Raw genomic sequence first — 24,829 nt, forward strand, 5'->3', positions numbered from 1 at the left:
CCGTGACCGCCAAGCCCGTACGCATCGTGCACCTCGACGAGACGCAGCCCAACCGGCGGCGCGGCGGCGACCTGCGCGCCCTGCTCACGCCGACCACCGTCGGCGCCACCAGCGGTTTCATGGGGCTGGCGATCATCCAGCCCGGCGAGCGGATCGGTGAGCACTACCACCCGTACTCCGAGGAGTTCGTCTTCGTCGTCAGCGGCGAGCTGGAGGTGGACCTGGACGGGGCGACGCACCCGCTGCGGCCCGACCAGGGCCTGATGATCCCGCGCGACGTGCGCCACCGCTTCCGCAACACCGGCGGCACCGAGGCCCGGATGGTCTTCCACCTCGGGCCGCTGGCGCCGCGGCCCGAACTCGGCCACGTCGACACCGAGGACACCACCCAGGTGGCCGGTGCCCTGTCGATGCCGCCCGACCCGACCGGAGCGACGGCGTGATGCGCCGCGTCGCGGTCACCGGCCTCGGTGTGGTGGCCCCCGGCGGGATAGGCGTGCGGGCCTTCTGGGACCTGCTCACGGCCGGCCAGACCGCGACCCGCGGGATCACCCTCTTCGATCCCGCGGGGTTCCGCTCCCGGATCGCGGCCGAGTGCGACTTCGACGCAATGGCCTGCGGCCTGGAGCCGGAGCGGGCCGAACGCGCCGACCGCTACGTGCAGTTCGCGCTGGCCGCCGCCGCCGAGGCGCTGCGCGACTCGGGGCTCGACCTCGGGGTGCAGGACCCCTGGCGGATCGGCGTCTCGCTGGGCTCGGCCGTCGGCGGCACCACCCGGCTGGAGCACGACTACGTGGCGGTCAGCGCCGGCGGTGGCCGCTGGGACGTGGACCACCAAGGCGCGGGCGCCCACCTGCACCGCGCCTTCTCGCCGAGCGCGCTGGCCTCCGAGGTCGCCGAGGACATCGGCGCGCACGGTCCGGTGCAGACCGTCTCCACCGGCTGCACCTCGGGGCTGGACGCGGTGGGCCACGCCTTCCACGCCATCGCCGAGGGCAAGGCGGACATCGTGGTGGCCGGCGCCTCGGACTCGCCGATCTCCCCGATCACGGTCGCCTGCTTCGACGCGATCAAGGCGACCTCCACCCGTAACGACGACCCCGCGCACGCCTCGCGCCCCTTCGACGCCGACCGCGACGGCTTCGTGCTCGGCGAGGGCGCCGCCGTGCTGCTGCTGGAGGAGCTGGAGCACGCCCGCGCCCGCGGTGCGCGGATCTACTGCGAGATCCGCGGCTTCGCCACCTTCGGCAACGCGTACCACATGACCGGCCTCACCCAGGAGGGCCGGGAGATGTCGGAGGCGATCGACCGCGCGCTGGCCGAGGCCCAGCTCGACCCCACCGACGTCGACTACGTCAACGCGCACGGCTCGGGCACCAAGCAGAACGACCGGCACGAGACGGCGGCCGTCAAACGCTCACTGGGCGCGCACGCCTACACCGTGCCGATGAGCTCGATCAAGTCGATGGTCGGGCACTCGCTCGGCGCCATCGGCGCGATCGAACTGGCCGCCTGCGCACTGGCCCTGACCCACGGGGTGGTGCCGCCGACCGCCAACTACGAGACGCCCGACGCGGAGTGCGACCTGGACTACGTGCCGCGCACCGCTCGCGCCGCGCACCTGCGCACCGTGCTCTCGGTCGGCAGCGGCTTCGGCGGCTTCCAGTCCGCGGTGGTGCTCACCCGCTCCGACGGGAGGACGCAATGACCCGACAGCGTGACCCGGCACGGCAACCGGACGAGCGCCGGGCGGTGATCACCGGCCTGGGCGTGGTCGCGCCGAGCGGGGTGGGAACCGACGCCTTCTGGAAGGCGGTTCAGCAGGGCACCGCCGTGCTCGGCCCGGTCTCCCGCGAGGGCTGCACCCACCTGCCGCTGCGGGTGGCCGGCGAGGTGCGCGGCTTCGACCCCGCCGGGCTGATCGAGAACCGCTTCCTGGTGCAGACCGACCGGTTCACCCACTTCGCCATGGCCGCGGCCGAACTCGCCCTGGAGGACGCCCAGCTGGCGAAGGACCCGCAGCAGCCCTTCGGGATCGGCGTGGTGACGGCGGCCGGCTCCGGCGGCGGCGAGTTCGGCCAGGGCGAGCTGCAGAACCTGTGGGGACAGGGGCCCAAGTTCGTGGGCCCCTACCAGTCCATCGCCTGGTTCTACGCCGCGAGCACCGGCCAGATCTCCATCCGCGGCGGCTTCCAGGGGCCGTGCGGCGTGCTGGCCAACGACGAGGCCGGCGGCCTCGACGTCTTCGCGCACGCCTGCCGGACCATCCGGCACGGCACCGACGCGGTGGTGGCCGGCGCCACCGAGGCACCGTTGGCCCCCTACTCGGTGGTCTGCCAGCTCGGCTACCCGGAGCTCAGCCTGGCCGAGGAGCCGCACCGGGCGTATCTGCCGTTCACCGACGACGCCTGCGGCTTCTCCCCGGCCGAGGGCGGCGCGATGTTCGTCGTCGAGGAGGCGGGCGCGGCGCAGCGGCGCGGCGCCCGGGTCCGGGCCATGGTGGCCGGCCACGCCGCGACCTTCACCGGCACCGCCGGCTGGGAGGCCTCCCGGCAGGGCCTGGCACGGGCGATCCAGGGCGCGTTGGCGGAGGCGGGCTGCGCGCCCGACGAGATCGACGTGGTCTTCGCCGACGCCCTCGGCGTCCCCGCCGCCGACCAGGCCGAGGCGCTGGCGATCGCCGACGCGCTGGGCCCGCACGGCGCCGAGGTCCCGGTGACCGCGCCCAAGACCGGTTACGGCCGGGCCTATTCGGCCGCCTCGTCGCTGGACGTGGCCACCGCCGTGCTGGCGCTGGAACACGGTCTGGTGCCGCCGACGCCGAACATCACCGAGGTGCGGCACGACCTCGACCTGGTCACCGGCCACGCCCGCAAGCTGCCGCTGCGCACCGCGCTGGTGCTCAGCCGCGGCCTGATGGGCTGCAACTCGGCGCTCGTGCTGCGGCGCGGCACCGACGACCGCCCCTGATCCCGCTCCACCCCACCCTGAAGGAGACCAAGATGAACGACCCCGTGACCTTCGAAGAACTCGCCTCGCTCATGAAGGGCCGGGCCGGACTGTCGGTCGACGCCGCCGACCTGGAGCGCCAGCCCGACGCGCTCTTCGAGCAGTTCGGGCTCGACTCGCTCGGCCTGCTCGGCATCGTCTCCGAGCTGGAGAACCGCTACGGCAAGCCGATCGGCAACGAGCCGGAGAGCTGCAAGACCCCCGAGGACTTCCTCGCCCTCGTCAACGACCAACTCACCGTTGGAGCCTGAGATGACCGGACACACCGAGAACGAGATCCTGATCGCCGCCCCCGTCGGGCTGACCTGGGACCTGACCAACGACCTCGAGGGCTGGCCGCAGCTGTTCAGCGAGTACGCCTCCGTCGAGGTGCTCGACCGGCAGGGCGAGAAGGTCACCTTCCGGCTGACCATGCACCCCGACGAGAACGGCCAGGTGTGGAGCTGGGTCTCCGAGCGGGAGACCGACCGCGATGCGCTCAGCGTGCGGGCGCGCCGGGTCGAGCCGGGCCCCTTCGAGTTCATGGAGATCCGCTGGGAGTACCGGGAGGCCGACGGCGGCACCGCGATGCGCTGGATCCAGGACTTCGCGATGAAGCCCACCGCGCCGGTGGACGACGCCGGGATGACCGCCCACATCAACCGCAACTCCAGGATCCAGATGGAGCTCATCCGCGACAAGGTCGAGCGCCACGCCCGCGAGACCGGCCGCGGCGCCCCGGCCGCCATGCCCAACTGACCCAGCCCGCGAAGCACTTCAGGAAAGGCACGCGACCCATGCACCGCGCTCTGATCGTCGCCCGGATGAAGCCCGGCGCGGCCCCCGACATCGCCAGGACCTTCGCGGACTCCGACCGCGGCGAACTGCCCCAGCTGATCGGGGTGACCGGCCGCAGCCTGTTCCAGTTCGGCGACCTGTACCTGCACCTGATCGAGGCCGAGCGTCCCCCCGGCCCCGAGGTGGCCAAAGTGACCGGCCACCCGGAGTTCCGCGACGTCAGCGAACGGCTCGCCGCCTACGTCCAGGCGTACGACCCGCAGACCTGGCGGGAGCCGAAGGACGCGATGGCCCGCGAGTTCTACCGCTGGGAGCGCGGCTCCACCGCGTGAAGATCCGCCGGACAGGTCCGCGCGGCGCCCGCCGGTAGCGGACGCACAGGCTGGAAGGAAACTCCATGGTCGAGGTAGGGAACCCGGCGGCCGAACAGGCACCCTCCTGGGTGCGGTGCGAGCGCTGCGTCACTCTCATCTACGGCAAGCGCTTCAGCCGGGCGTTGCGCGTGTGCCCCGACTGCGGATCACACGCCCGGCTCACCGCGCGCGAGCGGCTGGACCAGTTGCTCGACCCGGACTCGGCCCAGCCGCTCGACCACGTCGAGTGCGTCAGCGACCCGCTCGGCTTCGCCGACACCCGGCCCTACCCGGAGCGGCTGCTGGACGCCCAGACCACCACCGGGCTGCGCGAGGCGGTGCTCTGCGTGCGGGGCACCGTCGAGGGCCGCCCGGTGGTGGTGGCGGCGATGGACTTCCGCTTCCTCGGCGGCAGTCTGGGCTGCGGGGTCGGCGCGCTGATCACCGAGGCCGCCCGGACCAGCCTGCGGCTGCGGATTCCCCTGCTGCTGGTCACCGCCTCGGGCGGGGCCCGGATGCAGGAGGGCGTGCTGTCGCTGATGCAGATGGCCAAGACCTCCCAGGCGCTGGCCGAACTCGACGAGGCCGGCGTCCTGGTGGTGTCGCTGGTCACCGACCCGACCTACGGCGGCGTGGCCGCCTCGTTCGCCACCCTCGCCGACGTGATCATCGCCGAGCCGGGCGCGCGCCTGGGCTTCGCCGGGCCGCGGGTGATCGAGCAGACCATCGGCGAGAGCCTGCCGGCCGGTTTCCAGACCGCGGAGTTCCTGCTGCGCAACGGGCTGGTCGACGGCGTGGTGCCACGGGCCGCGCTGCGCGCCACGCTCGCGCAGCTGCTGAGCCTGCAGCCCGCGCCGGACGGCTCCGCGGCCCACGCCGCACCGGCGCAGACCGCCGAGCCGGCCGGGCCGGGCGGCGGGATCCTGCGCAGCGTCGAGGAGTTGCCGACCGGCGACGCCTGGAGCGCGGTGCGGCTCGCCCGCCATCCCGAGCGGCCCACCACGCTGGACTACGCCGCGCACCTGCTGGACGGCTTCCGGGAACTGCACGGCGACCGGATCTCGGAGGACTGCTCGGCCGTGGTGGGCGGCCCCGGCCGGCTGAACGGACGGCCCGTCATGCTGATCGGGCACCAGAAGGGCGGCAACGACCTGGTCGAGCGCCAGCGTCGCAAGTTCGGCATGCCGAGCCCCGGCGGCTACCGCAAGGCGGCCCGGCTGATGCGGATGGCGGCCAAGCTGGGCCTGCCGGTGGTCACGTTGATCGACACCCCCGGCGCCAACCCGGGGCCGGACGCGGAGCGCGGCGGCCAGGCCGTCGCGATCGCGGAGAACCTGCGCCTGATGGCCCGGCTGCCGGTGCCGATCGTCGCCGTGGTCACCGGCGAGGGCGGCAGCGGCGGCGCACTCGCGCTGGCCGTCGCCGACCGGGTGCTGATCTGCGCCAACGGGATCTACTCGGTGATCAGCCCCGAGGGCTGCGCCGCCATTCTGTGGAAGGACGCGCAGGCCGCGCCGACCGCGGCGGCGGCCCTGCGCGTCGATGCCGGGGAACTGCTGCGCCTGGGTATCGTCGACGGCGTCGTGCCGGAGCCGCCGGGCGGTGCGCACACCGACCACCTGCAGGCCGCCGCCCTGCTGGGCAACGCCGTGACCACCGCCCTGGACGAACTGGAGCCATGGGAGCCGCAGCGGCTGCTGAGCGAGCGCCGCGACCGCTTTCACCGCTTCGGACTCGACAGCGGCCTGAGTGCTGAAGGAGGTGCCCGGTGAAGCCGGACCGTGTGGAGTGGGAACGCCGAGAGCTCGCCCGTCGCGAGGAGGACCGCCGCAAGCTGGACCCCGAGGACGGGCGACACGCGGGCCAGGCTGCGAACGGCAGCCGGGCCGAGCACCCGGCGCCGGCCCCCGGCGAGCTGCTCGACGCGGTCTGCCGCAATGTCGCGCAGCTGGCCAAGGCCGCACCGGCGACACCGCGGCGGATCCGGATAAGGGACGGGCAGACCAGCGTGGAGGTCGAGTGGCCCGACCCGGGCGACCCGGCGCAGCCCGCGGGCCGCACGCCGGCCGGTGAGCAGCCCGGCGGGCCGGTGGCGGAGGAGCAGGACGACCTCAGCTACGTCCGCTCCCCGATGGTCGGCACCTTCTACCACGCCAGCTCGCCGGAGGCCGCACCGTTCGTCGGCATCGGCGACCTGGTCCAGCCCGGCCAGCCGGTGGGGGTCCTGGAGGCGATGAAGATGATGAGCACGATCACCTCCGCCGTCGGCGGCCGGGTGGTCGAGCTGATCGCGCCGAACGGTCAGGCCGTCGAGTTCGACCAGCGCCTGATCGCCCTCGAACCCGTCGCCGCCGAGGAGGACTAGGGGCCCGTCCGGCCGTGCCCGCCGTGCGCGGGCACGGCCGGACGGGCCCTTCGGCCTTTCGCGCGTGCGTCCGCGTGCCCCGACCACCGAGGTGATCTCCATGTTCTCAACCGTTCTCATCGCCAACCGTGGGGAGATCGCGCTGCGGGTGGCCCGCGCCTGCCGCGAACTCGGCATCCGGACGGTGGCGGTGTACTCGACCGTGGACCGCGACTCGGCCGTGGTCCGCTTCGCGGACGAGGCGGTGCACATCGGCCCGCCCGCCGCGAAGTCGAGCTACCTCAGCGTTCCCGCGATCATCGAGGCGGCGCTGCAGACCGGGGCGCAGGCCGTCCACCCCGGGTACGGCTTCCTGTCGGAGGACCCGGACTTCGCGGAGATCTGCGAGGCCAACGGCATCGTCTTCATCGGCCCGCCCGCGCACGTGATGCAGCAGCTCGGCGACAAGGCGGTGGCCCGGGCCCTGATGGCCCAGGCCGGGCTGCCCGTGCTGCCCGGCAGCACCGATGCGCTGGCCTCCTCGGCCGAGGCCAAGGAACTCGCCCAGCAGGTCGGCTATCCGGTGATCCTCAAGGCGGTCGCGGGCGGCGGCGGTCGCGGCATGGCCGTGGTGGAGGACGCCGACGGCCTGCGGCTGGCCTACGTCGAGACCCAGGCCCACGCCCGGGCCGTCTTCGGCGACGACCGTCTCTATCTGGAGCGCTTCGTCCAGGACGCGCGCCACGTGGAGGTGCAGGTGCTGTGCGACCGGCACGGCTCGGTGATCCACCTGGGCGAACGCGACTGCTCGGTGCAGCGCCGGCACCAGAAGCTCATCGAGGAGGCCCCCGCGCCCGAGCTGCCGACCGAGCTGCGCGAGGCGATGTGGGCGGCGGCGGTGCGCGGCGCCGCCGCGGTGGGCTTCGTCGGGGCCGGCACCTTCGAGTTCGTCCTGACGCCGGACCACGAGTTCTACCTGATGGAGATCAACTGCCGCCTGCAGGTGGAGCATCCGATCACCGAGCTGGTGACCGGGGTGGACATCGTGCGCGAGCAGATCGCCATCGCCGCGGGCCTGCCGCTGTCGGTGCGTCAGGACGAGGTCCGCACCCGCGGCGTGGCGCTGGAGTGCCGGGTCAACGCCGAGGACCCGGCCCGTGACTTCGCGCCCGCGCCGGGCCTGCTCACCGAGTTCGTGCCGCCCGGCGGCCCCTTCGTGCGGATCGACACGCACGCCTACCCCGGCTGGCGGGTCGGCCCCGACTACGACTCGCTGCTCGCCAAGGCGGCCGTCTGGGCCCCGGACCGGGAGCAGGCGATCGTCAGGATGGACCGGGCGCTGGAGGAGTTCCGGGTGGCCGGCCCGGGTGTGCGGACCACCATCGGCTTCCTGCGCGAGACCCTCGCGCACCCGCTCTTCCAGACCGCCCGGCACACCACCGGCCTGGTCGCCGCGATGACCGAGGAGCAGCCCGCCGAGGAGCCGCCGGCCCCCGCCGCCCCGGTCCCGGCCGGCTGACCTCCGACCCCGCACAGCAGGGCGCCGGCAGCGATTTCGCTGCCGGCGCCCTGCTGTGTCCGGGCCGTCAGCCCAGCACGGTGCAGTCGAAGGCGTGCAGGTAGGCGTTGACCGGACGGACGTCGCCGACCGCCAGGCCGGCCTCCGTCATCAGGGTGACCAGGCTGTCCTTGGAGTGCTTGGCGCCGCCGACGTTGAGCAGCAGGAGCAGGTCCATGGCGGTGGTGAACCGCATCGAGGGACTGTCGTCGACCAGGTTCTCGATCACCAGGACCCGGGCGCCCGGCCGGGCGGCCGCCACCACGTTGCGCAGGGTGCGGCGGGTGCTGTCGTCGTCCCACTCCAGGATGTTCTTGATGATGTAGAGATCGGCCTGGATCGGGACCTCGCTGCGGCAGTCGCCCGGCAGCAGCCGGACCCGCGAGGCGAGCGCGCCGCCCTCGCGCAGGCGCGGATCGGCGTTCGCCACCACGGTGGGCAGGTCGAGCAGCGCGCCGTGCAGCTGCGGGTAGCGCTCCAGCAGGCTGGCCAGCACGTGGCCCTGGCCACCGCCGATGTCCACCACCGAGTCGACCCCCGTCAGGTCGACGAAGCGGGCGATGTCGTCGGCGGACTGACGGCTGGAGTGGGTCATCGCCTTGTCGAAGACCCGGGCGGTGTCCGCCGCGTCGTCGTGCAGGTAGTCGAAGAACTCCTTGCCGTACAGGTCGGGGAAGACGCTCTCCCCGGACCGGACCGCCTCGTCCAGGCGCGGCCAGGCCTCCCAGGTCCACGGGGCGGTGCACCACAGCGCGATGTAGCGCAGGCTGTTGGGGGCGTCCTCCTGGAGCAGCCGGGACATCTCGGTGTGGACGAAGCGGCCGTCCCCGGTCTCGGCGAAGATGCCGTAGCAGGACAGGGCGCGCAGCAGCCGGCCGAGCGGACCGGGCTCGATCCCCAGCGTGCCGGCCAGCTCGTCGGCCGTGGCCGGGCTCTCGCCGAGCGCGTCGGCGACGCGCAGTCCGGCCGCCGCCCGCACGGCGGCCGCGCAGGCGGCGCCGAAGACGAGCTCACGCAGCCGCATGGCCGCCGGGGCGGCGGCCGAGCTGCTGGTCATGGTGGTGGGCGTGGTGGTGGGTGTGGTCGGAGTGGACGATGTGGTGGTCATAAGCGCCGCCGTTCTCTCGATGGGGTTGGGGAGGCCGGGGCCCCGGGCCGTCGGCTGCCGGCCGCTCAGCACCGGCCCGCGGGCTCGGAGACCCGGCAGGTGTTGCCGCTGAAGGTGTTGTCGGGGCCGCCGTCGCGGTCGGCGAGGTCGGCGGGCCCGTTGCCCTTGGCCGTGTTGGCGCTGATGGTGTTGTCCGCGCTCAGGCCGCCGACGTAGCTGCGGAAGAGCACGATGCCGCCGGACAGCGGCGAGGCGCCGACGTTGTCCAGCACCTCGTTGTCGGTCACCCGGGTCTGCTCCACGCCGGTCAGCACGATGCCGGTGCCCTGGATGTAGGGCAGGCGGTCGTTCGGCGCGCAGTACTGGTTGTTCCGGTCCACCGTGTTCTGCCGCACGGTCAGATCGCCCGCGCGGGGCCTGCCGTCGTCGCCGACGACGAAGACGCCACCGCAGTTGCCGGTGATGGTGTTGTGCTCGACCACGAGGTCGCGCAGCCGCCGGACCACCACGCCGATCCGGTTGCCGGTCAGGCGGTTGCCGCTGACCTGCGCGCCCTCGGTGTCGATCGCCCCGCCCTTGCCGTCGGCGATGTTCGCCAGGAAGATGCCGGACTGGCCGTTGCCCCGGGACTCGTTGTCCAGGAACCGGCCGCGGATGGACTTCTCCTGGCTGATGCCCTGCTCGCCGTTCTTCTCGGCCAGCACGTGGCGCACCGTCATCCCGTCGGTCTGCGAGGCCGAGAGCCCGTTCTTCGGGAAGCCGGAGACGGTGAGCGACTCGATCCGCACCCCGGTGAGGCGCTTCCCCTCCGCGCCGGTGACGCAGATGCCGTGACCGGCCCGGGCGCACGCGGCGGCCGACCCGGTGGCGCCGGCCGGCCCCGGGGTGATCACGCTCAGGCCCTCCGCGCCCCGCAGGGTCAGGTCGGAGGTGGTGATCTGCACGCTCTCCCGGTAGGTGCCGGGCAGCACGAGGACGGTGTCCCCCGGCCGGGCGCCGTCCACGGCCTGCTGGATCGACTGGCCGGGGCGGACGGTGTGGACCGTACGGGCGATGCGGCCGGTCAGGGCGGTGCGGCTGGTCCGGTCGGTGGAGCCGGGGTGGCCGGCATGGACGTGGACGACGGCGGGATGCGTCGCACTGGCGTGGGCGGGCGAAGCGGCCCCCAGCCCCAGCAGAAGGCCGGCGGTCGCGCCCGCCACTTGGCGAGCCCGTCGTGTGGGCATGGTCCCAACCTGCTTTCCAGGACCCCGGCAAGGAGTTTCCGTGCTCAGCGGCGGACCGGATGGCAGTCCGTCGGCGACGCCGCGCTCGGCGCCCGGCTGCGCGTGTCCGTTGAGTCGAAGCTATGGGCGCAGGTCACGGCCCGCCACTTCTGCTCACTCTCCGGTGAAAATCCGTTGTCCGGGCATGTAATGGTCAGTTAGCCTCTTCGACCATGACATTGACCATGACGCTGGATCCCCGGATCGACGACGAGCTGCGCGAGTCCATGGTCCGTCTCTGGACGGACGCCAGTAACGCCGACGGCGCCGTCGGCTTCGTCGCCCCGGTGACGGCGGCCGAGGTGCGCACGGCCGCCGGGAAGAACCTCGCGGGGGTCGGGCCCGGCCTGCCGGACCGGCTGCTGGTCGCCCACGAGGCGGACAGCGGGCGGCTGGCGGGCTTCCTCTTCTTCGAGGACCTGCGCTTCGCGCCGATGGACCACTGGCGGATGCTCAAGGCGGTGATGGTCCACCCCGACTTCCAGGGGCTCGGGTACGGCCGGGAGCTGATGGCCGAGGCGGCCCGGATCGCCCGGGACTGGAAGCTCAGCGGCCTGCGGCTGACCGCGCGTGGCGGCCACGGCCTGGAGACCTTCTACGGGCGCTGCGGGTACACCGAGATCGGGCGGGCGCCCCGGGCGATCCGGGTGGCGCCGGGCGACGAGCGGGACGAGGTCACCATGTGGCTCGACCTCAGCCGCTGACCGGCGGTCACCCGCCGGCGCACCCCGCGCCGACCGCCCCGGTGGACGGGCCGTCGGGGCGGGGTGCGGACCGGAGCGTCGGCGCGGGGTGCGGGGACGCGCGGCGGGCCGTGCGGCGGTCGGTCAGGCGAAGAGCTGCGCGTGCTCGGCGACGAACTCCGCGAAGGAGCGTGCGGGGCGGCGGGTGAGCTTCTCGACGTCCGAGCTGACGGCGGCGGCCCGCCCGGCGGCGTAGAGCCCGTACAGCTCGACCATCCCCTCGGCCCGCCAGGCGTCCCAGCCGGCGCCGAGCATGCCGGCCAGCGCCGCCTCGGGCGCCACGGCGGTGTACGCCACGGGGGTGCCGACGGCGGTGGCGAGCACGGCGGCGATCTCGTCGTGCGTCAGCGCGGCGGGGCCGGTGAGGGTGTAGGTCGCGCCCTGGTGCCCGTCCGTGGTCAGCACCCGGACGGCGGCGTCGGCCACGTCGCGCGCGTCGACGTAGGAGACCGCGCCGGTGCCGCCCGGCAGCGCCAGCGCGCCACCGCGCACCGCCTGCGCCATGCCCAGGAAGTTCTGGTGGAAGCCGTTCGGCGCCAGCACCGTCCAGGGCAGGCCGCTGGCCGCCAGGTGGTCGTGGCCGGCGACGTGCGCGGCCACGAAACGCACGCCCTTGGGCCGCTGTTCGATGCCGGCGGCGGCGTGCAGCACGATGTGCGGGCGGCGGCCGGTGCGGACCGCCGCGTCGATCACGTTGCGCTCGTGGGTGCCCATCTCCGGGTGGACCGCCACCAGGAGGTAGACCGCGTCGGCGCCGGCCAGGGCGGCGTCCAGTGAGGCCGGATCCGCGAAGTCGGCGGCGGCGAGCTCCACCCCCTCGTCCCAGGTCCCCCGGGCGGCGTCGGTGTCACGCACCAGCGCCCGCACGGCGGCGCCGCGCTCGCGAAGGCCGCCGACCACCTTCGAACCCACGGTACCGGTCGCACCAGTGACCACAATCACGAGATGACTCCCCATCACTTGCTGCTCGATCGTCCTGCTGCTGATCCCCCGTCACCAGGAGCCTGGCAGCGCGGCCGGTAGCCGATCAAGGTCGATCTGCAGCACAATCCATCAGCCACGCTCATCGATCCGGGGGAGAGAACATGGATCTGGCGGAGATAGAGACCTTCCTCATGCTCTGCGAGGAACTGCACTTCGGCCGCACCGCGGAACGCCGCCACCTGTCCCAGTCCAGGGTCAGCCAGCAGATCCGGTCGCTCGAACGGCGGATCGGCGCGCCGCTGTTCACCCGTACCAGCCGCCAGGTCGCCCTGACGCCGCTCGGCGAGCACACCCGGCGCGGCCTCGCTGCCGCGCACGAGGCGCTGCGCACCGCCTTCGAGCAGGCCCGCAGCCTCGCGCAGGGGGTGGTCGGCACCCTGCGGGTCGGCTTCCTCGGCTGCCTCAACGGGCCGCCGCTGACCGACGTGGTGGCTGGCTTCGCGCGGCGGCACCCGGCCTGCGACATCGCCACGGTCGAGGTCTCCTGGGCCGATCCGTACGGGCCGCTGCGCGCCGGCGAGGTGGACCTGGTGCTCACCCTGCTGCCGGTGGCCGAACCCGACCTGACAGTGGGACCGGTCCTGGTCTCCTACGACCGGGTCCTGGCGGTCGGCAGCGGGCATCCCCTGGCGCGCCGCCGGGGCATCGACGTCGAGGACCTGGCCGGGCAGGTCCTGCTGGACGGCCCGGCCGAACTGCCGCAGGCGCTGCGCCTGTACCTGTTCCCGCCGTTCACCCCGCTCGGACGGCCGCTGGTGCGGGAGGCCGGCGGCCAGACCTACCAGGAGGCGTTCAACCAGGTCGCCGCCGGCGCGATGGTGTGGGCCACCCACCAGGGGTTGTTCCGGCTCTACCAGCACCCTGGGGTGGTACGCCGCCCGCTGAGCGGGATGGCACCCGCGAACGGCGCGCTCATCTGGCGCTCCGACACCGAGAGCGCCAAGATCCGCGCCTTCGCCCTGCTGGCCGAGCAGCTGGCGGCGGGCGGCCCGCCACCCTCGCACGGGCGCTGACGCTCACTCACCTGCCCCACCAGGGGCGGCGCTGCCGCGCTGGGCGCGGTGGGCGGCCACCCGGACCCGGGTCGCACAGCGGGCCGAGCAGTAGCGCTGCGGGGTGCGGCGGCCGGTGTCGATGAAGTAGTGCGCGCAGTCGGGTGCGGCGCACTGCCCCCAGGCGCAGCCGCCGCGCTCGCTGAACCAGAGCCCCAGCGCCAGCGCGGCGGTGGCGAGCAGCCAGGGGACGGGGCCGTCCTCCGGGTCCGCCTGGGCGTGCAGCGACCAGGGGCGGCCGGGCAGGCGCACCAGGTGCGGCCGGGCGGGGTGGCGGCGGAGCAGGGCGTTGATGGCCTCGGCCGCCGCATCCGGCTCCTTGGCGGCCAGGATGCCGATCAACTCGCCGGTGGCATCGCACAGTCGACTGGCATCGGCCTCGGTGAGCCGGAACGGCGGGCCGCCATGGCGGGCCAGCAGCTCCATCAGGTCCGAAGCGCCGACCCGGGTGCCGTCCTGGACGGTGTCCTGGACGGCGTTGGCGAGTTCGACGATGAAGTGCAGGCCGCGGGGGTTGGCATCGGCGAGGTTCTCGGGCATGACTCCATGGTAACGTCAAAATTAGATGTTAGACGTTACCAACTATTGCTGCCTTCGCCCCATGGGAGAGCCATGCCGTCACCGACGACGACCCCGGTACTGATCGTGGGCGGTGGGCCGGTCGGCCTGACCCTGTCGATCCTGCTGTCCGCGCAGGGCGTGGACCATCTGCTGGTCGAAGCGCGCACGGACAGCTCGCCGCACCCCAAGGCCCGTGGCATCTCGGCCCGTTCGATGGAGATCTTCCGGCGCTGCGGCGTCGAGGCGGCGATCCGCGAGCGCGCGCTCCCCGCCTCCCATGTGTCCTTCTACCGCGGCCGGGACCTGGTCGACCCGGGCTTCGTCCGTACCGGGGTCGCAGCCGACCGGGCCGAGGGACCCGCGCACACCCCCTCCCCCGGCGTGGTCTGCTCCCAGGACCTGCTGGAGCCGCTGCTGCGCCACCGGGCCCGCGAACTGGCGGCGGACCGGATCCGGCTCGGCGTGCGCCTGCTCTCCTTCGAGCAGACGGCGGACGAGGGCGCGGAGCCGGGCGTGCGCGCCGTCCTGCAGGACCGGGACGGCGGCGAGCCGTACCAGGTGAGTGCCGACTGGCTGATCGGGTGCGACGGCGCGGCGAGCACGGTGCGCACCGGCGCCGGCCTGGCCATGACGGGCCCGACCGGCCTGCGGCACTTCCTCAGCATCCGCTTCGACGCACCGCTGGGCGCGGTGGTGGCGGACCGGGCCAGCACGTCGTACTTCCTCACCCCGCCCGGGCTCGGCGGCTTCCTGGCCATCGACAACGACCGCCGGTGGGTCTACCAGTACCCGTTCGACCCTGCCGTCCCCGGACCGCACCAGGACCTCACCGACCACCGCCGGCTGGCCGAACTCGTCCGCACCATGGCCGGGTTGCCCGAGCTGGACGTGACGATCCACTCCACCATGACCTGGCAGATGGACGCCCGGCTGGCCGACGACTACCGCCGCGGACGCGTCCTGCTGGCGGGCGACGCGGCCCACCTCACCCCGCCCACCGGCGGGCACGGCATGAACACCGGGATCGGCGACGCGGACAACCTCGCCTGGAAGCTGGCCGCCGTCACCGCCGGTCTCGGCGCCCCGGCGCTGCTGGACAGCTACCAGGCCGAGCGCCGGCCGGTGGCGCGTCAGGTCATCGAGCTGTCGAGCGAGAACGCCCGGGCCCGGGCCCAGGGCGGCGGCTACCGGATGGACGACGAGCTGCTGCTCACCGCCGCCTACCGGTCGAGCGCCGTGATCGACGACGGGGCCCAGGCCGCTCCGGACGCCCAGGGGGCCCAAGAGGCTTCGGAGGCGTCGGAGGCTTCGGAGTGGCTGCCGTTGGGGCTCGCCGGCTACCGTCCGAGCGGTGCGCCCGGGCACCGGCTGCCGCACGCGCGGCTCGCCGGGCCACCCGGCGTCGGCTCCACGCTCGACCTGGTGGGCCCCGGGTTCGTCCTGCTGACGCCGCACGACGACCCGGCCTGGCGGCAGCAGGCCGACGCCGCCGCGGCGGGCGGCCACCCGGTCACCGTGCACGCGCTGGACAGCGGGCCGCTGCGCGAGGCGGAGCCGGGCGCGGTCGGCAGGCTCTGCGGCCTCCCGGCGACCGGGGCCCTCCTGGTCCGCCCCGACGGCCACATCGGCTGGCGGGCCGGCCGGCCGTCCCGCCCCGGCGAGCTGCTGGACGTACTCCGCCGCATCCTCGGGTCCACCCAGGCATAGGCAGCGCGGGCGGGCAGCTGCAGCGGGCAGCGGGCAGCGCCGGCGAAAATCGCTTGGCCCGCTCTCGCTGATGATCAGACAATCGCCGGATGAGCCATGATCAGAGCGCCGTCCAGCGGCGCCGCGCAGCCCGCCTCTCCAGCAAGCGCTTCCTGTCCGACGGCCCGCTGCGCACCATGCGCGACCGGCTCACCACTCTCGCCGCCATCGACGGGCTCGACGAGGTGCCGGACTTCTACGGCACCGACGGGCCGGTGCGCCGGCTGGAGGAGCGCACCGCGGAACTGCTCGGCACCGAGGACGCCGTCTTCTTCCCCACCGGCACCATGGCCCAGCAGGTCGCGCTGCGCCACGGCGCCGAGCTGACCGGCCGCCGGACCGTCGCCCTGCACCCGCTGAGCCACTTGGAGCAGCACGAGCGACAGGCCTACAACCAGCTCACCGGCCTGCGCGCGCTGTGGCCCACCACCGAGCAGCGCCAGCCCACCCCCGCCGAGATCGCCGAACTGGGCGAGCCGCTGGGCACCCTGGCCGTGGAACTCCCGCTGCGCGACCCCGGCTACCTGCTGCCGAGCTGGACGGAGCTGGTCGAGCTGACCGAGGCGGCCCGGGCGGTCGGCGCCCGGGTGCACTTCGACGGCGCCCGGCTGTGGAACACCACCACCCACTTCGGCCGCTCCCTGGCCGAGATCGCGGCCCTGGCCGACAGCACCTACGTCTCCTTCTACAAGGACCTCGGCGGCATCAGCGGCGCCGCCCTGGCCGGTACCTCGGCGCTGGCCGGCTACGCCCGCGCCTGGCGCCACCGGATGGGCGGCGACCTGTTCCAGCAGTGGCCCGCGGCCGTCGCCGCGCTGCACGGCCTGGACACCGTCCTCCCGCACATCCCGCGCTACGCCGAGCACGCCGCCACCCTGGTCCCCGCCCTGGCCGCCCTGCCCGGCGCCCGGATCAACCCGGCCGCGCCGCCGACCCACGAGTTCCAGCTCTGGCTCCCCCACTCGGCCGAGGCCCTGCGGGCGGCCAACCTCGCCCTCGCCGAGCAGGAGGGCACCTGGTTCATCGGCTACTGGTCCGACGCCGCCCCGGGCCTGGCCATGGGCGAGGTCACCCTGGGCGCCCCGGCCCTCCACTGGACCCCGGACGAGGTCACCCGGGTGGGCCACCGCTTCCTGGAGCTGGCGGCGGCACACGGCTAGGGCCGGACAGGCCCGAGGGCCTGGGGCGGGCCCGGCTGGGCGGGCGCCCGGGTCGGCCTTGATGACTCGGCCGCGTGACGGCCCCGCCGACGACGCGACGATCGGCATGCCGTCAGGCGGAGGTGCCGGGCCACGGGGTGGACATGGGACGAGGCTCCGCATCGGAGCCGTCGTTCCGGTCCATCGTCGCGGCCCAACCGGCCAGCAGGTTCAGGGCGTCGCATGCGGGTGTGCCGGGTTCGGCGCTGTCGGCCATGATGGTCAGCCCGGTGTCGGCGGGGAGCGCCAGGGCTTCGTAGCCGAGGGTGAGTTCGCCGACGACGGGGAACGCATGGCCGCTGGCACCGTCGCGATCCTGCGCGCGCCGAAGCCGGACGCGACCCCCACGACGGGGGCCTGATCGACCTGGTCGGAGAACTCTCCACCCGGAGCGAGCTGTTCCGCACCCGCTGGGCCACCCATGACGTCCTCCAGCACCGCGGCGGCGTCAAACGCCTCCCTTCAGCTCGACGAGGCCGCACGCGCCCACTTGTTCGACCTGGCCGCCGACTTCTGCCCCCGCCGCGCACGGTGCCGCGTTCGCGCTTGATGTATCCGCCATGCGCGGCATTTCGTGCCAGGGTGGGCAGTGAAGGCAACCGCTCTCTGGAGCACGTGCACAAGTCCACCTCGCCGAGCAGGAGCAGGCCATGGAGTACACGCGGTTGGGAACATCAGGACTCAAGATCAGCCGGATCGCCTTGGGCTGTATGAGCTTCGGCGACCCCGCCCAGCGGACGACCTGGGCGCTCGACGACAACGCGGCCGAGCCGGTCTTCCGCCAGGCCGTCGAACTCGGCATCACCTTCTGGGACACCGCGAACATCTACGGCCTGGGCACCTCGGAGGAGGTCGTCGGGCGGGCGCTGCGCAAGTACACCCAGCGTGACGACATCGTTCTGGCTACCAAGTTGTGGGCGCCGATGCACCAGGGCCCGGGCGGGGCGGGGCTGTCCCGCAAGGCCGTCATGGAGCAGATCGACGCCTCGCTGCGGCGCCTGGGCACCGACTTCGTCGACCTCTACCAGATCCATCGCTTCGACCCGCAGACGCCGGTCGAGGAGACGATGGAGGCGCTGCACGATGTGGTCAAGGCGGGTAAGGCCCGCTACGTCGGTGCTTCGTCCATGTGGGCCTGGCAGTTCGCCACGATGCAGCATGCCGCGCAGGCCCACGGGTGGACCAGGTTCGTCTCCATGCAGGACCAGTACAGCCTGATCCACCGCGAGGAGGAACGCGAGATGTTCGGCCTGCTCGCCCACCAGGGCGTGGGAAGCATTCCGTGGAGCCCGCTGGGCGGGGGATTGGTCACCCGGCCCTGGGGCGAACGCTCCACGCCGCGCGCGGAGCTGAACCGGACAACCGACCAGCAGGACCGGCCGATCTTCCTCGACAGCGACCGGGCCATCGTCGAGGCCGTCCAGCGCATCGCCCTGGCCCGCGGCGTGTCGATGGCTCAGGTCGCGCTGGCCTGGGTGTTGAAGAACCCGGTGGTCTCCGCCCCGATCGTGGGTGCGACCAAGCCGCACCACCTCGCGGACGCCGTCGCCGCGCTCGACATCAAGCTCACCACTGAGGAGATCGACTCCCTCGAAGCGCCCTACGTCACGCGCCAGCCCACGTTCTTCTGAGCCGATCGCCTGCCTGGAGCACTGGGCCCACTCGACGACGTCGTGGCTGGGGACGAAGCCGACAGGGCTCCCGGAGTTCGCGGATGCTGCGGGGGCGGCGGACGGACGGCTCAGCCCGGGGTGGCCGCCGGGTCCACCGGGTCCACCGCATCGCTCAGGCCCAGGCGCAGGTGGTCGATGTGGTAGACGGCCTGGTCGAGGAGTTCGGCGACGTGGTTGTCGTAGAGCGCGTAGACGACCGAGCGGCCGTTGCGGCGGCCGATCACCAGGCCGAGGTTGCGCAGCAGGCGGAGCTGGTGGGAGCAGGCGGACTGCTCCATGCCGACCTCGGTGGCGAGTTCGGTGGCGGCGCAGGGGCCTTCGCGCAGCCGGGAGAGGATCAGCAGCCGGGACGGGGTGGCCAGGGCCTGCAGGGTGGTGGCCACCCGGGCGGCGGCGGCAGCGTCCAGGCGCGTGCGCGGGACGGCGTTCTGCGGGGATGCGGCTCCATGACCCATGCGTCTCATCATACAGGCGGTTAATGAATGACCGTTCATATATTCCGGCGCACGGAGACCCGCGTCCGACCAGGTCAGCGCAGGTCGCGCTGGGCGGCGACGGACTCCTGCACCGCACCCAGGAAGCGCTGAACCGCCGCCAGCTCCGCCTCCGAGAGCGCTTGGGCGGCAGCGACCACGTCCGCGATCAGCGGACCGAAGAAGGACCGGCCGAGCGCGACCGCCCGCTCGTCCACCTCCAGCAGCACCCGGCGCCGGTCGCGGTCGTCCCGGGTGCGGCGCACATGGCCGAGCCGTTCGAGCCGGTCGATCACGGCCGTGGTGCCCGCGGAGTTCAGGCCGAGCTGACGGCCGAGCCGGCCCGGCGTGGCGGGGGTCTGCGCCCGGGCCGCGTCCAGCAGGCAGATCAGCGCGCGCAGGTCGGTCGGGTGCAGGCCGTTGCGCTGCGCGAACTCCGCTCCCAGCAGATGGAGTTCGAGGGTCAGCGCGCGCAGCTGATGCACCGTCTGCAGGCCGGGCTCCGTTTCGTCCATGAGGGGCATAGTATCTTGCTCAGCGAGATAGTTGCTCAGCGACTTATTTTCGGGGAGCTCTCATGCCTTCGGCGGATCCGACTGCGTTCCACACGGCGTACGACACCCTCCTCGACCGCTGGACCGCGCCCGGCGGCACCGGCGGCGTCGAGCGGATCGACCTGGCGTCGGCGTACGGCACGACCCGGGTCCTCGTCCGCGGCCCCGCGGACGGCGAGCCGCTGGTCCTGCTGCACGGCGGCGGCAACACGGCGGCCTCGTGGTTCGCCAACATCGCCGACCTCAGCCGCGAGCGCCGCGTCCACGCCGTCGACCGGATCGGCGAGGCCGGCCGCAGCCGGTGCGGCGAGCGCCCCATCCGCACCGTCCCGGACCTGCTCGACTGGCTGGAGGGTGTCCTCGACGGCCTCGGCCTCGACCGCACCGACCTGTGCGGCCACTCCTACGGCGCCTGGCAGGCCCTGACGTACGCGCTGCGCGCGCCGCGGCGCGTCCGCCGGCTGGTGCTGCTCGACCCCACCCAGTGCTTCGCCGGCTTCCGCCCCGGCTACCTGCTGCACGCACTGCCGATGCTGCTGCGGCCCACGGCGCGCGGCGCCCGCGCCTTCCTGCGGTGGGAGGCCGGCGGCGCCAAGCTCGACCCGGGCTTCCTGGAGCTGTACGGGCTGGCCGCCGAGTTCCCGCGCCGCAAGGTCGTGGTGGGCAAGCGCCCGACGGCCGCCCAGCTGCAGGCCTGCACGCTGCCGACGCTGGTGGTGCTCGCCGGGGCGAGCCGGGCGCACGACGTCCGGCGGGTCCAGGCAGCGGCACGGGAGCTGCTGCCGCAGGCCGAGACGGTGGTGCTGCCCGGTGTCTCGCACCACGCGATGCCCGCCGTGCGGGCCGGCGAGCTCGACCGGCTGATCCTGGAGTTCCTGGCCACGCAGCACCCGGTGGAGGCCTGACCCTCACCGGGATTCGCGGACCACCTCCTGGGGCCGCTTGTCATCGCGCAGGCCCAGGAAGCGGGGGTGGCGCAGCAGGCCCGCCCTGGTCCACTCGGAGAAGCCGACCTGCGCGACCAGCACCGGGCGCACCCAGTGCGCCCGGCGCTCCGCGGGCTCGTCCTGGAACGGTGAGCGGGGCTGCTCGATGGTGTCCAGCCCGCCGCGCAGCGCCCGCAGCGCGGCGGCATCGAAGCCGGTCCCCACCTTGCCGGCGTAGCGCAGCCGCCCCTGCTCGTAGTAGCCGAGCAGCAGCGCGCCGAAGCCGGTCCGGCCGGCGGCCGGTTCGGTGAACCCGCCGATCACGAACTCCTGTCCGCCGACGCACTTCAGCTTCTGCCAGTCGGTGGAGCGGCGGTGCAGGTAACGGCCGTCGGCCCGCTTGGCGACGAGCCCCTCCCAGCCCCGGGCGCACGCCTGGTCCAGCAGGTCCCGGCCGCCCCGGGCGCCGGGTTCGTCGTGCGCGGTGTAGTGCAGCGGGGCACGGAAGGCGAGGGCGTCGCGCAGCAAGGCCTTGCGGGTGCGCAGCGGCAGCCCGGTGGTGTCGCGCGCGTCCAGGCGCAGCAGGTCGAAGAGGAAGTAGCTGACGACGACGGGGCTGGCGCGGACGGCGGCGGGTTGGGTCAGCTGCATGCGCTGCTGCAGGAGCGAGAAGTCGGTCCGGCCGCCGTTCAGTGCGACCAACTCGCCGTCCACCACGAAGTCCTGGCACGCCTGGGCTGCCAGCGCGGCCAGCACCTCCGGGTAGCCGGTGTCCAGCGCACGGCCGCTGCGGGAGAACAGGTGCACCCGCTCCCGGTCGCGGACGGCGAGCAGGCGGATGCCGTCGAGCTTGCGCTCGAAGAGCCAGCCGTCGCCGAAGGAGCCAGCAGCTCCGGCGGCCCCGGCCGTACCGGACACCGCCAGCATCGGGGTGCCCGGGTCGGCAGGCGCCGGGCGGAGCAGGCGCTGTTCGTGGGGCGGCAGCCCGGCCAGCAGGCCGCTGACCTCCGCCGCCCGCCGGGCGCCGGTCACCTCCGCGCCTGCCCGAACACCCGCGGCCGGGCCAGCAGGCTGTCGTCCAGCTGGGCCAGCAGCGCGCCCACGTCGGGGTGCACCTCGGCGGCGCCGGCCGCCAGCAGGTCCTGCTCCGCGATGCCGCTGCTGCGGACCGCGACGCAGGGCAGCCCGACCAGCCCGGCCGCCCGCGCGTCCCAGACGGTGTCGGCGACCAGCGCGGAGTGCTCGGCCGCGGCGCCGGCCAGGGCGAGCGCGCTCCGCAGCAGCCCGGGCCCCGGCTCACCGGCGGCCACCGGCAGCTCCGCGCCGTCCAGCGCACGGCCCAGCACCGCCAGCTCCCGGGCGCCGACCGGCCCGGCCGGGCTGACCAGCACCACCTGCCAACCGCGTACCAGGCACTCGCGCAGCAGCGGGGCAGCGGCCTCGAAGGGCTGCAGCACCGCCGAGTACCGGGCCCAGAGCAAGGTACGGGCGGCCTCGATCCGCTCGTCCGCGGCCCGGTCGCGGCCCGGGCCGAGCAGCTCGTCGAGCAGTCGCGCGCCGCTCAGTCCGAGCGCGCCGTGCACCCGCGCCATCGGCACCCGGTGGTCGTGCTGCGCCAGCGCCTGCCACCAGCAGACGGTGTGCAGGTAGCCGCTGTCCACCAGGGTGCCGTCCAGGTCGAAGAGGATCGCTGCGGTCGGCTCCATGGGGCTGCCCCCTTCCTGACCTCCATCCTCCCGCGCGCCCGACACCTGCGCGTCCGGCACCCGTGTGCTCCGCCCATGGGCCCCGTGACAGCCGGACGGGAAAAGATTTCGCCCGACAGCTGTAACACCATCCCCACCCCGGCACGTCTTAGAGCTGAACATCATCGATGCGGGGGTACGAGGAGTGGCGCTGGGCAAGAGCAGCGGTGCGCGGGAGGGCGTGGACGCCGGGTTCCTGGAGTTCGCGAACGGGCGCACCGGGCAGCTGTACCGCTCCGCCTACTTCCTCACCGGCGGCGACAGCCACCTCGCCGAGGACCTGCTGCAGGAGACCCTCGGCCGGATGTACACGCTCTGGCACCGGACGTCCTGGCGCGGACAGCGCGGGCAGATCGACAATCCGGCCGCCTACGCGCAGCAGGTGCTGGTCCGCACCTTCCTGTCGCACCGGCGGCGGCGCAGCAGCACCGAGTGGCCCACCCACCAGTTCCCCGAGCTGGCGGGCGAGGAGGCCGACCCGACGTTGCGGGTGGCGCTGCTCGACGCGCTCGCCCAGCTCCAGCCCACCGACCGGGCGGTCCTGGTGCTGCGTTACTGGGAGGACCGCAGCGTGGAGGAGACCGCGGAGATCCTGCGGGTCAGCTCCGGTGCGGTGCGGGTGCGCAGCAGCCGGGCCCTGGTCAAGCTGCGCGGGCTGCTCGGCGACTCGCTGTTCGAACTCGCGGCCCGCTGACGCGCACCCCACACCACCACCCCACTCCACGTCCCCCGCACCGGCCGACCGCACGGCCCGCAGAGAGAGCGATCGCACACCATGGCCACCGATCCGACGCCGGAACCACCGTCCGCCGACGAACTCGTCGAGATCTTCAAGCGCGCGGCCGACACGGTGCCGGTCAGGACCGAGGCGATGATCGCCGGCGGCATGGCCCGCGGCCGGGCCCGGCGCCGGCGCCGGCGGATCGCGCTGACCGGCGCGGCGCTGGCCCTCGCGCTGGCCACGGCGGGCGGACTGCTCGTGAACGAGCTCCGCACCCCGCCGGTCACCACCTCACGGGCACTGGACCTGACGGCGCAGAGCTCACCGACGGTGACCGCTCCGGCCGACAAGTCCGTCAACCTGCTGCTGATCGGCCTGGACAGCCGCAAGGACCTGGCCGGCAACGACCTGCCCGCGCCGTTCGTCCGGGATCAACTGCACGCCGGCAGCAGCGCGGCGGGCGGCTACAACACTGACACCCTCCTCCTGCTGCACATCCCGGCCGACGGGGGGCGGGTGAGCGGGGTCTCCATCCCGCGCGACGACTACGTGCAGACCTACGGGGTGGACGGCACGAGCGGCACCGGCGACGCGAAGGGCCCGATGGACCGGATCGCGGGCGCCTACGGCATCGCGATGGCCACCGCCCAGGCCGAGTTGACCGGCCACGGGCTCTCCGCGGGCCAGCTGGAGCAGCAGAGCCGCGAGGCCGGACGGGTCGCCACGCTGGCCACCGTGCAGAACCTGCTGGGCGTGCGGATCGACCACTTCGCCGAGGTCGACCTGGCGAGCTTCTACGACATCGTCGAGGCGATCGGCCCGGTGCAGGTCTGCCTCAACCACGCCGTCTCGGACCCGTCGGTCCAGGGACAGGGGTCGGGCGCCCACCTCGAGGCAGGCATCAACGCGCTGGGCCCGGCGCAGGCGCTCGCCTTCGTCCGCCAGCGGCACGGGCTGCTGGCCGGCGACCTGGACCGGATCCGCCGTCAGCAGGCCTTCCTCGCCTCGCTGCGCAGCACGCTGGCGAACGCCGGTGTCTTCGCCGACCTCGGAAAGCTGCAGTCGCTGCTGGCCGCGGTGCACGACGACGTGGTGATCGACGACCGGTGGAGTGTCCTGGACTTCCTCCGGCAGGTGCCCAACCTGACCGGCGGTGACGTGAGTTACAGCACGCTGCCGAGCGAGGGAATCGAGACGGTACGAGGAATGGAAGTGAGCATGGTCGACCCAGTGGCGGCGAAGGCGTTCGTCCAGGCGCGGTTCGCCGCGCCGCAGACGGCAGCGGGGGCGGGGACGGGGACGGGATCACCGGACACCGGCGGCGGGGGCGGGGGCGGGGGCGGCGGGGATGCCGCGGGCCTCGCGGGCAGAGCCGGTGCGACGCCGCAGGCGGGCTCGCTCGCCTGCGTGGACTGATCGCGTGGCCGCCGTCGGCGGGCCGCCGCCGTCCGAGCAGCTGACGGATCGCCAGAGTCCGGCAGTTGAAGCCGAGTCCGGCCCCCGAGCCGGTCACCGGTCCAGGTCGGGCCGAGGCCGGGTGCCCAGCGCGCTGCCGGCCCTGGGACTGCCCGTGTGCGGAGCACTGGTGGACGAACTGACCCGCTCGGGGCCCGGTCCGGTGTTCGCCGTCTGCGCGGTGCTCGGCGCGGCCCTCGCCGCCGCGCTGAGCAGCCGGGCGGGCTGGTGGTGGGTGAGCACCAGCGCTCCGGTCATCGTGCTGGCGGTGGCGTCGGGGGCGCAGTACCTCGAGCACCACGACAGCCTCCACGGCAGCGCGCTGGCCACTGCCGCCGCGCGCTGGGTGGTGCACGCGTTCCCGGTGATGGCGGCGGCCCTGCTCGCGGCCCTGCTCGTCATCGTGCTGCGGGCAGCCCTCGCCCGCCGCCGCTCCCGCCGTGCCCGCCGCGCCGCGAGCGGACGCGGCGGCTCCCGGGCCCGGCGGCGCTCGGCACCGGAGACGACGGCCGCGAGGGTGCCGGCCCAGCGCTCCCGCGAATCGGGCTGACAGCACCGCCGTCGAACTGATGAGCTGTCACCC

Annotated in this window: 27 protein-coding genes; 19 read left to right on the forward strand and 8 right to left on the reverse strand. The window is 73.8% G+C overall.

The features are described from left to right. Positions 1-2: 2 nt before the first annotated feature. The 9 genes from OG294_RS05440 to OG294_RS05480 all read left to right on the forward strand — a co-directional run bounded on the left by OG294_RS05440 (position 3) and on the right by OG294_RS05480 (position 8,002). Positions 3-443, forward strand: a complete 441-nt coding sequence (locus OG294_RS05440; protein WP_327065249.1) for a cupin domain-containing protein — start codon at positions 3-5, stop codon at positions 441-443. Then, complete coding sequence (locus OG294_RS05445) at positions 440-1,708, forward strand: beta-ketoacyl-[acyl-carrier-protein] synthase family protein (RefSeq protein WP_327065250.1); 1,269 nt, start codon at positions 440-442, stop codon at positions 1,706-1,708. Before OG294_RS05440 ends, OG294_RS05445 begins: the two co-directional genes overlap by 4 nt. Then, complete coding sequence (locus OG294_RS05450; protein WP_327065251.1) at positions 1,705-2,970, forward strand: beta-ketoacyl synthase N-terminal-like domain-containing protein; 1,266 nt, start codon at positions 1,705-1,707, stop codon at positions 2,968-2,970. The genes OG294_RS05445 and OG294_RS05450 overlap by 4 nt, the downstream gene beginning before the upstream one ends. 32 nt (positions 2,971-3,002) lie before the next feature. After that, a complete protein-coding gene (locus OG294_RS05455) occupies positions 3,003-3,260 on the forward strand; it encodes an acyl carrier protein (RefSeq protein ID WP_327065252.1) in 258 nt (85 codons plus the stop codon). A gap of 1 nt (position 3,261) precedes the next feature. Then, positions 3,262-3,747, forward strand: coding sequence for an SRPBCC family protein (locus OG294_RS05460; RefSeq protein WP_327065253.1), 486 nt, complete (start codon positions 3,262-3,264; stop codon positions 3,745-3,747). 38 nt (positions 3,748-3,785) lie between these two features. Beyond that, complete coding sequence (locus tag OG294_RS05465; protein WP_327065254.1) at positions 3,786-4,118, forward strand: TcmI family type II polyketide cyclase; 333 nt, start codon at positions 3,786-3,788, stop codon at positions 4,116-4,118. Positions 4,119-4,183: 65 nt separating this feature from the next. Then, positions 4,184-5,911: an acetyl-CoA carboxylase, carboxyltransferase subunit beta gene (gene accD / locus OG294_RS05470; RefSeq protein WP_327065255.1), complete on the forward strand. Its 1,728-nt coding sequence runs from the start codon at positions 4,184-4,186 to the stop codon at positions 5,909-5,911. Beyond that, complete coding sequence (locus tag OG294_RS05475) at positions 5,908-6,504, forward strand: acetyl-CoA carboxylase biotin carboxyl carrier protein (protein ID WP_327065256.1); 597 nt, start codon at positions 5,908-5,910, stop codon at positions 6,502-6,504. The genes accD and OG294_RS05475 overlap by 4 nt, the downstream gene beginning before the upstream one ends. Positions 6,505-6,604: 100 nt before the next feature. After that, positions 6,605-8,002 (forward strand): acetyl-CoA carboxylase biotin carboxylase subunit, encoded by a 1,398-nt coding sequence (locus OG294_RS05480; RefSeq protein ID WP_327065257.1) that lies wholly within the window; start codon positions 6,605-6,607, stop codon positions 8,000-8,002. Between the two features lie 67 nt (positions 8,003-8,069). On the opposite strand, the gene OG294_RS05485 is transcribed toward OG294_RS05480, so the two are convergent. After that, positions 8,070-9,149 (reverse strand): methyltransferase, encoded by a 1,080-nt coding sequence (locus tag OG294_RS05485; RefSeq protein ID WP_442789110.1) that lies wholly within the window; start codon positions 9,147-9,149, stop codon positions 8,070-8,072. Positions 9,150-9,214: 65 nt separating this feature from the next. Then, the gene (locus OG294_RS05490) at positions 9,215-10,375 is read right to left on the reverse strand and encodes a right-handed parallel beta-helix repeat-containing protein (protein ID WP_327065258.1); all 1,161 of its coding nucleotides are present in this window, start codon (positions 10,373-10,375) and stop codon (positions 9,215-9,217) included. A 212-nt stretch (positions 10,376-10,587) separates the two neighbouring features. Here OG294_RS05490 and OG294_RS05495 point away from each other — a divergent pair, with 212 nt between their 5' ends. Beyond that, positions 10,588-11,118, forward strand: a complete 531-nt coding sequence (locus OG294_RS05495) for a GNAT family N-acetyltransferase (protein WP_327065259.1) — start codon at positions 10,588-10,590, stop codon at positions 11,116-11,118. 123 nt (positions 11,119-11,241) lie between these two features. On the opposite strand, the gene OG294_RS05500 is transcribed toward OG294_RS05495, so the two are convergent. Beyond that, entirely contained in the window at positions 11,242-12,099 is an 858-nt protein-coding gene (locus tag OG294_RS05500; RefSeq protein WP_327065260.1) for an NmrA family NAD(P)-binding protein, read from the reverse strand. 143 nt (positions 12,100-12,242) lie between these two features. Between OG294_RS05500 and OG294_RS05505 the strand changes: the two genes are divergently transcribed. Continuing rightward, entirely contained in the window at positions 12,243-13,154 is a 912-nt protein-coding gene (locus OG294_RS05505) for a LysR family transcriptional regulator (protein ID WP_327065261.1), read from the forward strand. A gap of 3 nt (positions 13,155-13,157) precedes the next feature. On the opposite strand, the gene OG294_RS05510 is transcribed toward OG294_RS05505, so the two are convergent. Further along, positions 13,158-13,733: a CGNR zinc finger domain-containing protein gene (locus OG294_RS05510; RefSeq protein ID WP_327065262.1), complete on the reverse strand. Its 576-nt coding sequence runs from the start codon at positions 13,731-13,733 to the stop codon at positions 13,158-13,160. 72 nt (positions 13,734-13,805) lie between these two features. On the opposite strand from OG294_RS05510, the gene OG294_RS05515 reads away from it, so the two are divergent. From OG294_RS05515 to OG294_RS05530, 4 genes are all read left to right on the forward strand, one after another. Next, positions 13,806-15,461, forward strand: a complete 1,656-nt coding sequence (locus OG294_RS05515) for an FAD-dependent monooxygenase (protein ID WP_327065263.1) — start codon at positions 13,806-13,808, stop codon at positions 15,459-15,461. 89 nt (positions 15,462-15,550) lie between these two features. Beyond that, positions 15,551-16,660 carry a threonine aldolase family protein gene (locus OG294_RS05520; protein ID WP_327065264.1) on the forward strand — a complete coding sequence of 370 codons (1,110 nt, stop codon included), beginning with the start codon at positions 15,551-15,553 and terminating at the stop codon, positions 16,658-16,660. Between the two features lie 405 nt (positions 16,661-17,065). Beyond that, entirely contained in the window at positions 17,066-17,413 is a 348-nt protein-coding gene (locus tag OG294_RS41010) for an MmyB family transcriptional regulator (RefSeq protein WP_442789310.1), read from the forward strand. Further along, positions 17,350-18,330 (forward strand): aldo/keto reductase, encoded by a 981-nt coding sequence (locus OG294_RS05530; RefSeq protein WP_327065265.1) that lies wholly within the window; start codon positions 17,350-17,352, stop codon positions 18,328-18,330. The genes OG294_RS41010 and OG294_RS05530 overlap by 64 nt, the downstream gene beginning before the upstream one ends. A 110-nt stretch (positions 18,331-18,440) precedes the next feature. On the opposite strand, the gene OG294_RS05535 is transcribed toward OG294_RS05530, so the two are convergent. Together OG294_RS05535 and OG294_RS05540 are read right to left on the reverse strand one after the other, a co-directional pair. Then, on the reverse strand, positions 18,441-18,827 hold the full coding sequence (locus OG294_RS05535) for an ArsR/SmtB family transcription factor (protein ID WP_327065266.1): 387 nt from the start codon (positions 18,825-18,827) through the stop codon (positions 18,441-18,443). 74 nt (positions 18,828-18,901) lie between these two features. Further along, positions 18,902-19,360: a MarR family winged helix-turn-helix transcriptional regulator gene (locus tag OG294_RS05540; RefSeq protein WP_327065267.1), complete on the reverse strand. Its 459-nt coding sequence runs from the start codon at positions 19,358-19,360 to the stop codon at positions 18,902-18,904. A gap of 62 nt (positions 19,361-19,422) precedes the next feature. On the opposite strand from OG294_RS05540, the gene OG294_RS05545 reads away from it, so the two are divergent. Further along, positions 19,423-20,304, forward strand: a complete 882-nt coding sequence (locus tag OG294_RS05545) for an alpha/beta fold hydrolase (protein ID WP_327065268.1) — start codon at positions 19,423-19,425, stop codon at positions 20,302-20,304. A 3-nt stretch (positions 20,305-20,307) separates the two neighbouring features. Here OG294_RS05545 and ligD read toward each other — a convergent pair whose 3' ends face one another. Beyond that, the gene (gene ligD, locus OG294_RS05550) at positions 20,308-21,357 is read right to left on the reverse strand and encodes a non-homologous end-joining DNA ligase (RefSeq protein WP_327065269.1); all 1,050 of its coding nucleotides are present in this window, start codon (positions 21,355-21,357) and stop codon (positions 20,308-20,310) included. Further along, positions 21,354-22,031 carry an HAD family hydrolase gene (locus OG294_RS05555; RefSeq protein WP_327065270.1) on the reverse strand — a complete coding sequence of 226 codons (678 nt, stop codon included), beginning with the start codon at positions 22,029-22,031 and terminating at the stop codon, positions 21,354-21,356. Before OG294_RS05555 ends, ligD begins: the two co-directional genes overlap by 4 nt. A gap of 184 nt (positions 22,032-22,215) precedes the next feature. Between OG294_RS05555 and OG294_RS05560 the strand changes: the two genes are divergently transcribed. The 3 genes from OG294_RS05560 to OG294_RS05570 all read left to right on the forward strand — a co-directional run bounded on the left by OG294_RS05560 (position 22,216) and on the right by OG294_RS05570 (position 24,796). Next, positions 22,216-22,764 carry a SigE family RNA polymerase sigma factor gene (locus tag OG294_RS05560; RefSeq protein ID WP_327065271.1) on the forward strand — a complete coding sequence of 183 codons (549 nt, stop codon included), beginning with the start codon at positions 22,216-22,218 and terminating at the stop codon, positions 22,762-22,764. An 81-nt stretch (positions 22,765-22,845) separates the two neighbouring features. Then, positions 22,846-24,207: an LCP family protein gene (locus tag OG294_RS05565; RefSeq protein ID WP_327065272.1), complete on the forward strand. Its 1,362-nt coding sequence runs from the start codon at positions 22,846-22,848 to the stop codon at positions 24,205-24,207. After that, the gene (locus OG294_RS05570) at positions 24,140-24,796 is read left to right on the forward strand and encodes a DUF6542 domain-containing protein (RefSeq protein WP_327065273.1); all 657 of its coding nucleotides are present in this window, start codon (positions 24,140-24,142) and stop codon (positions 24,794-24,796) included. The genes OG294_RS05565 and OG294_RS05570 overlap by 68 nt, the downstream gene beginning before the upstream one ends. Positions 24,797-24,829 lie beyond the last annotated feature (33 nt).

It is taken from the genome of Kitasatospora sp. NBC_01302 (assembly GCF_035976515.1).
In the GTDB taxonomy this organism is placed as follows: Bacteria; Actinomycetota; Actinomycetes; order Streptomycetales; family Streptomycetaceae; genus Kitasatospora.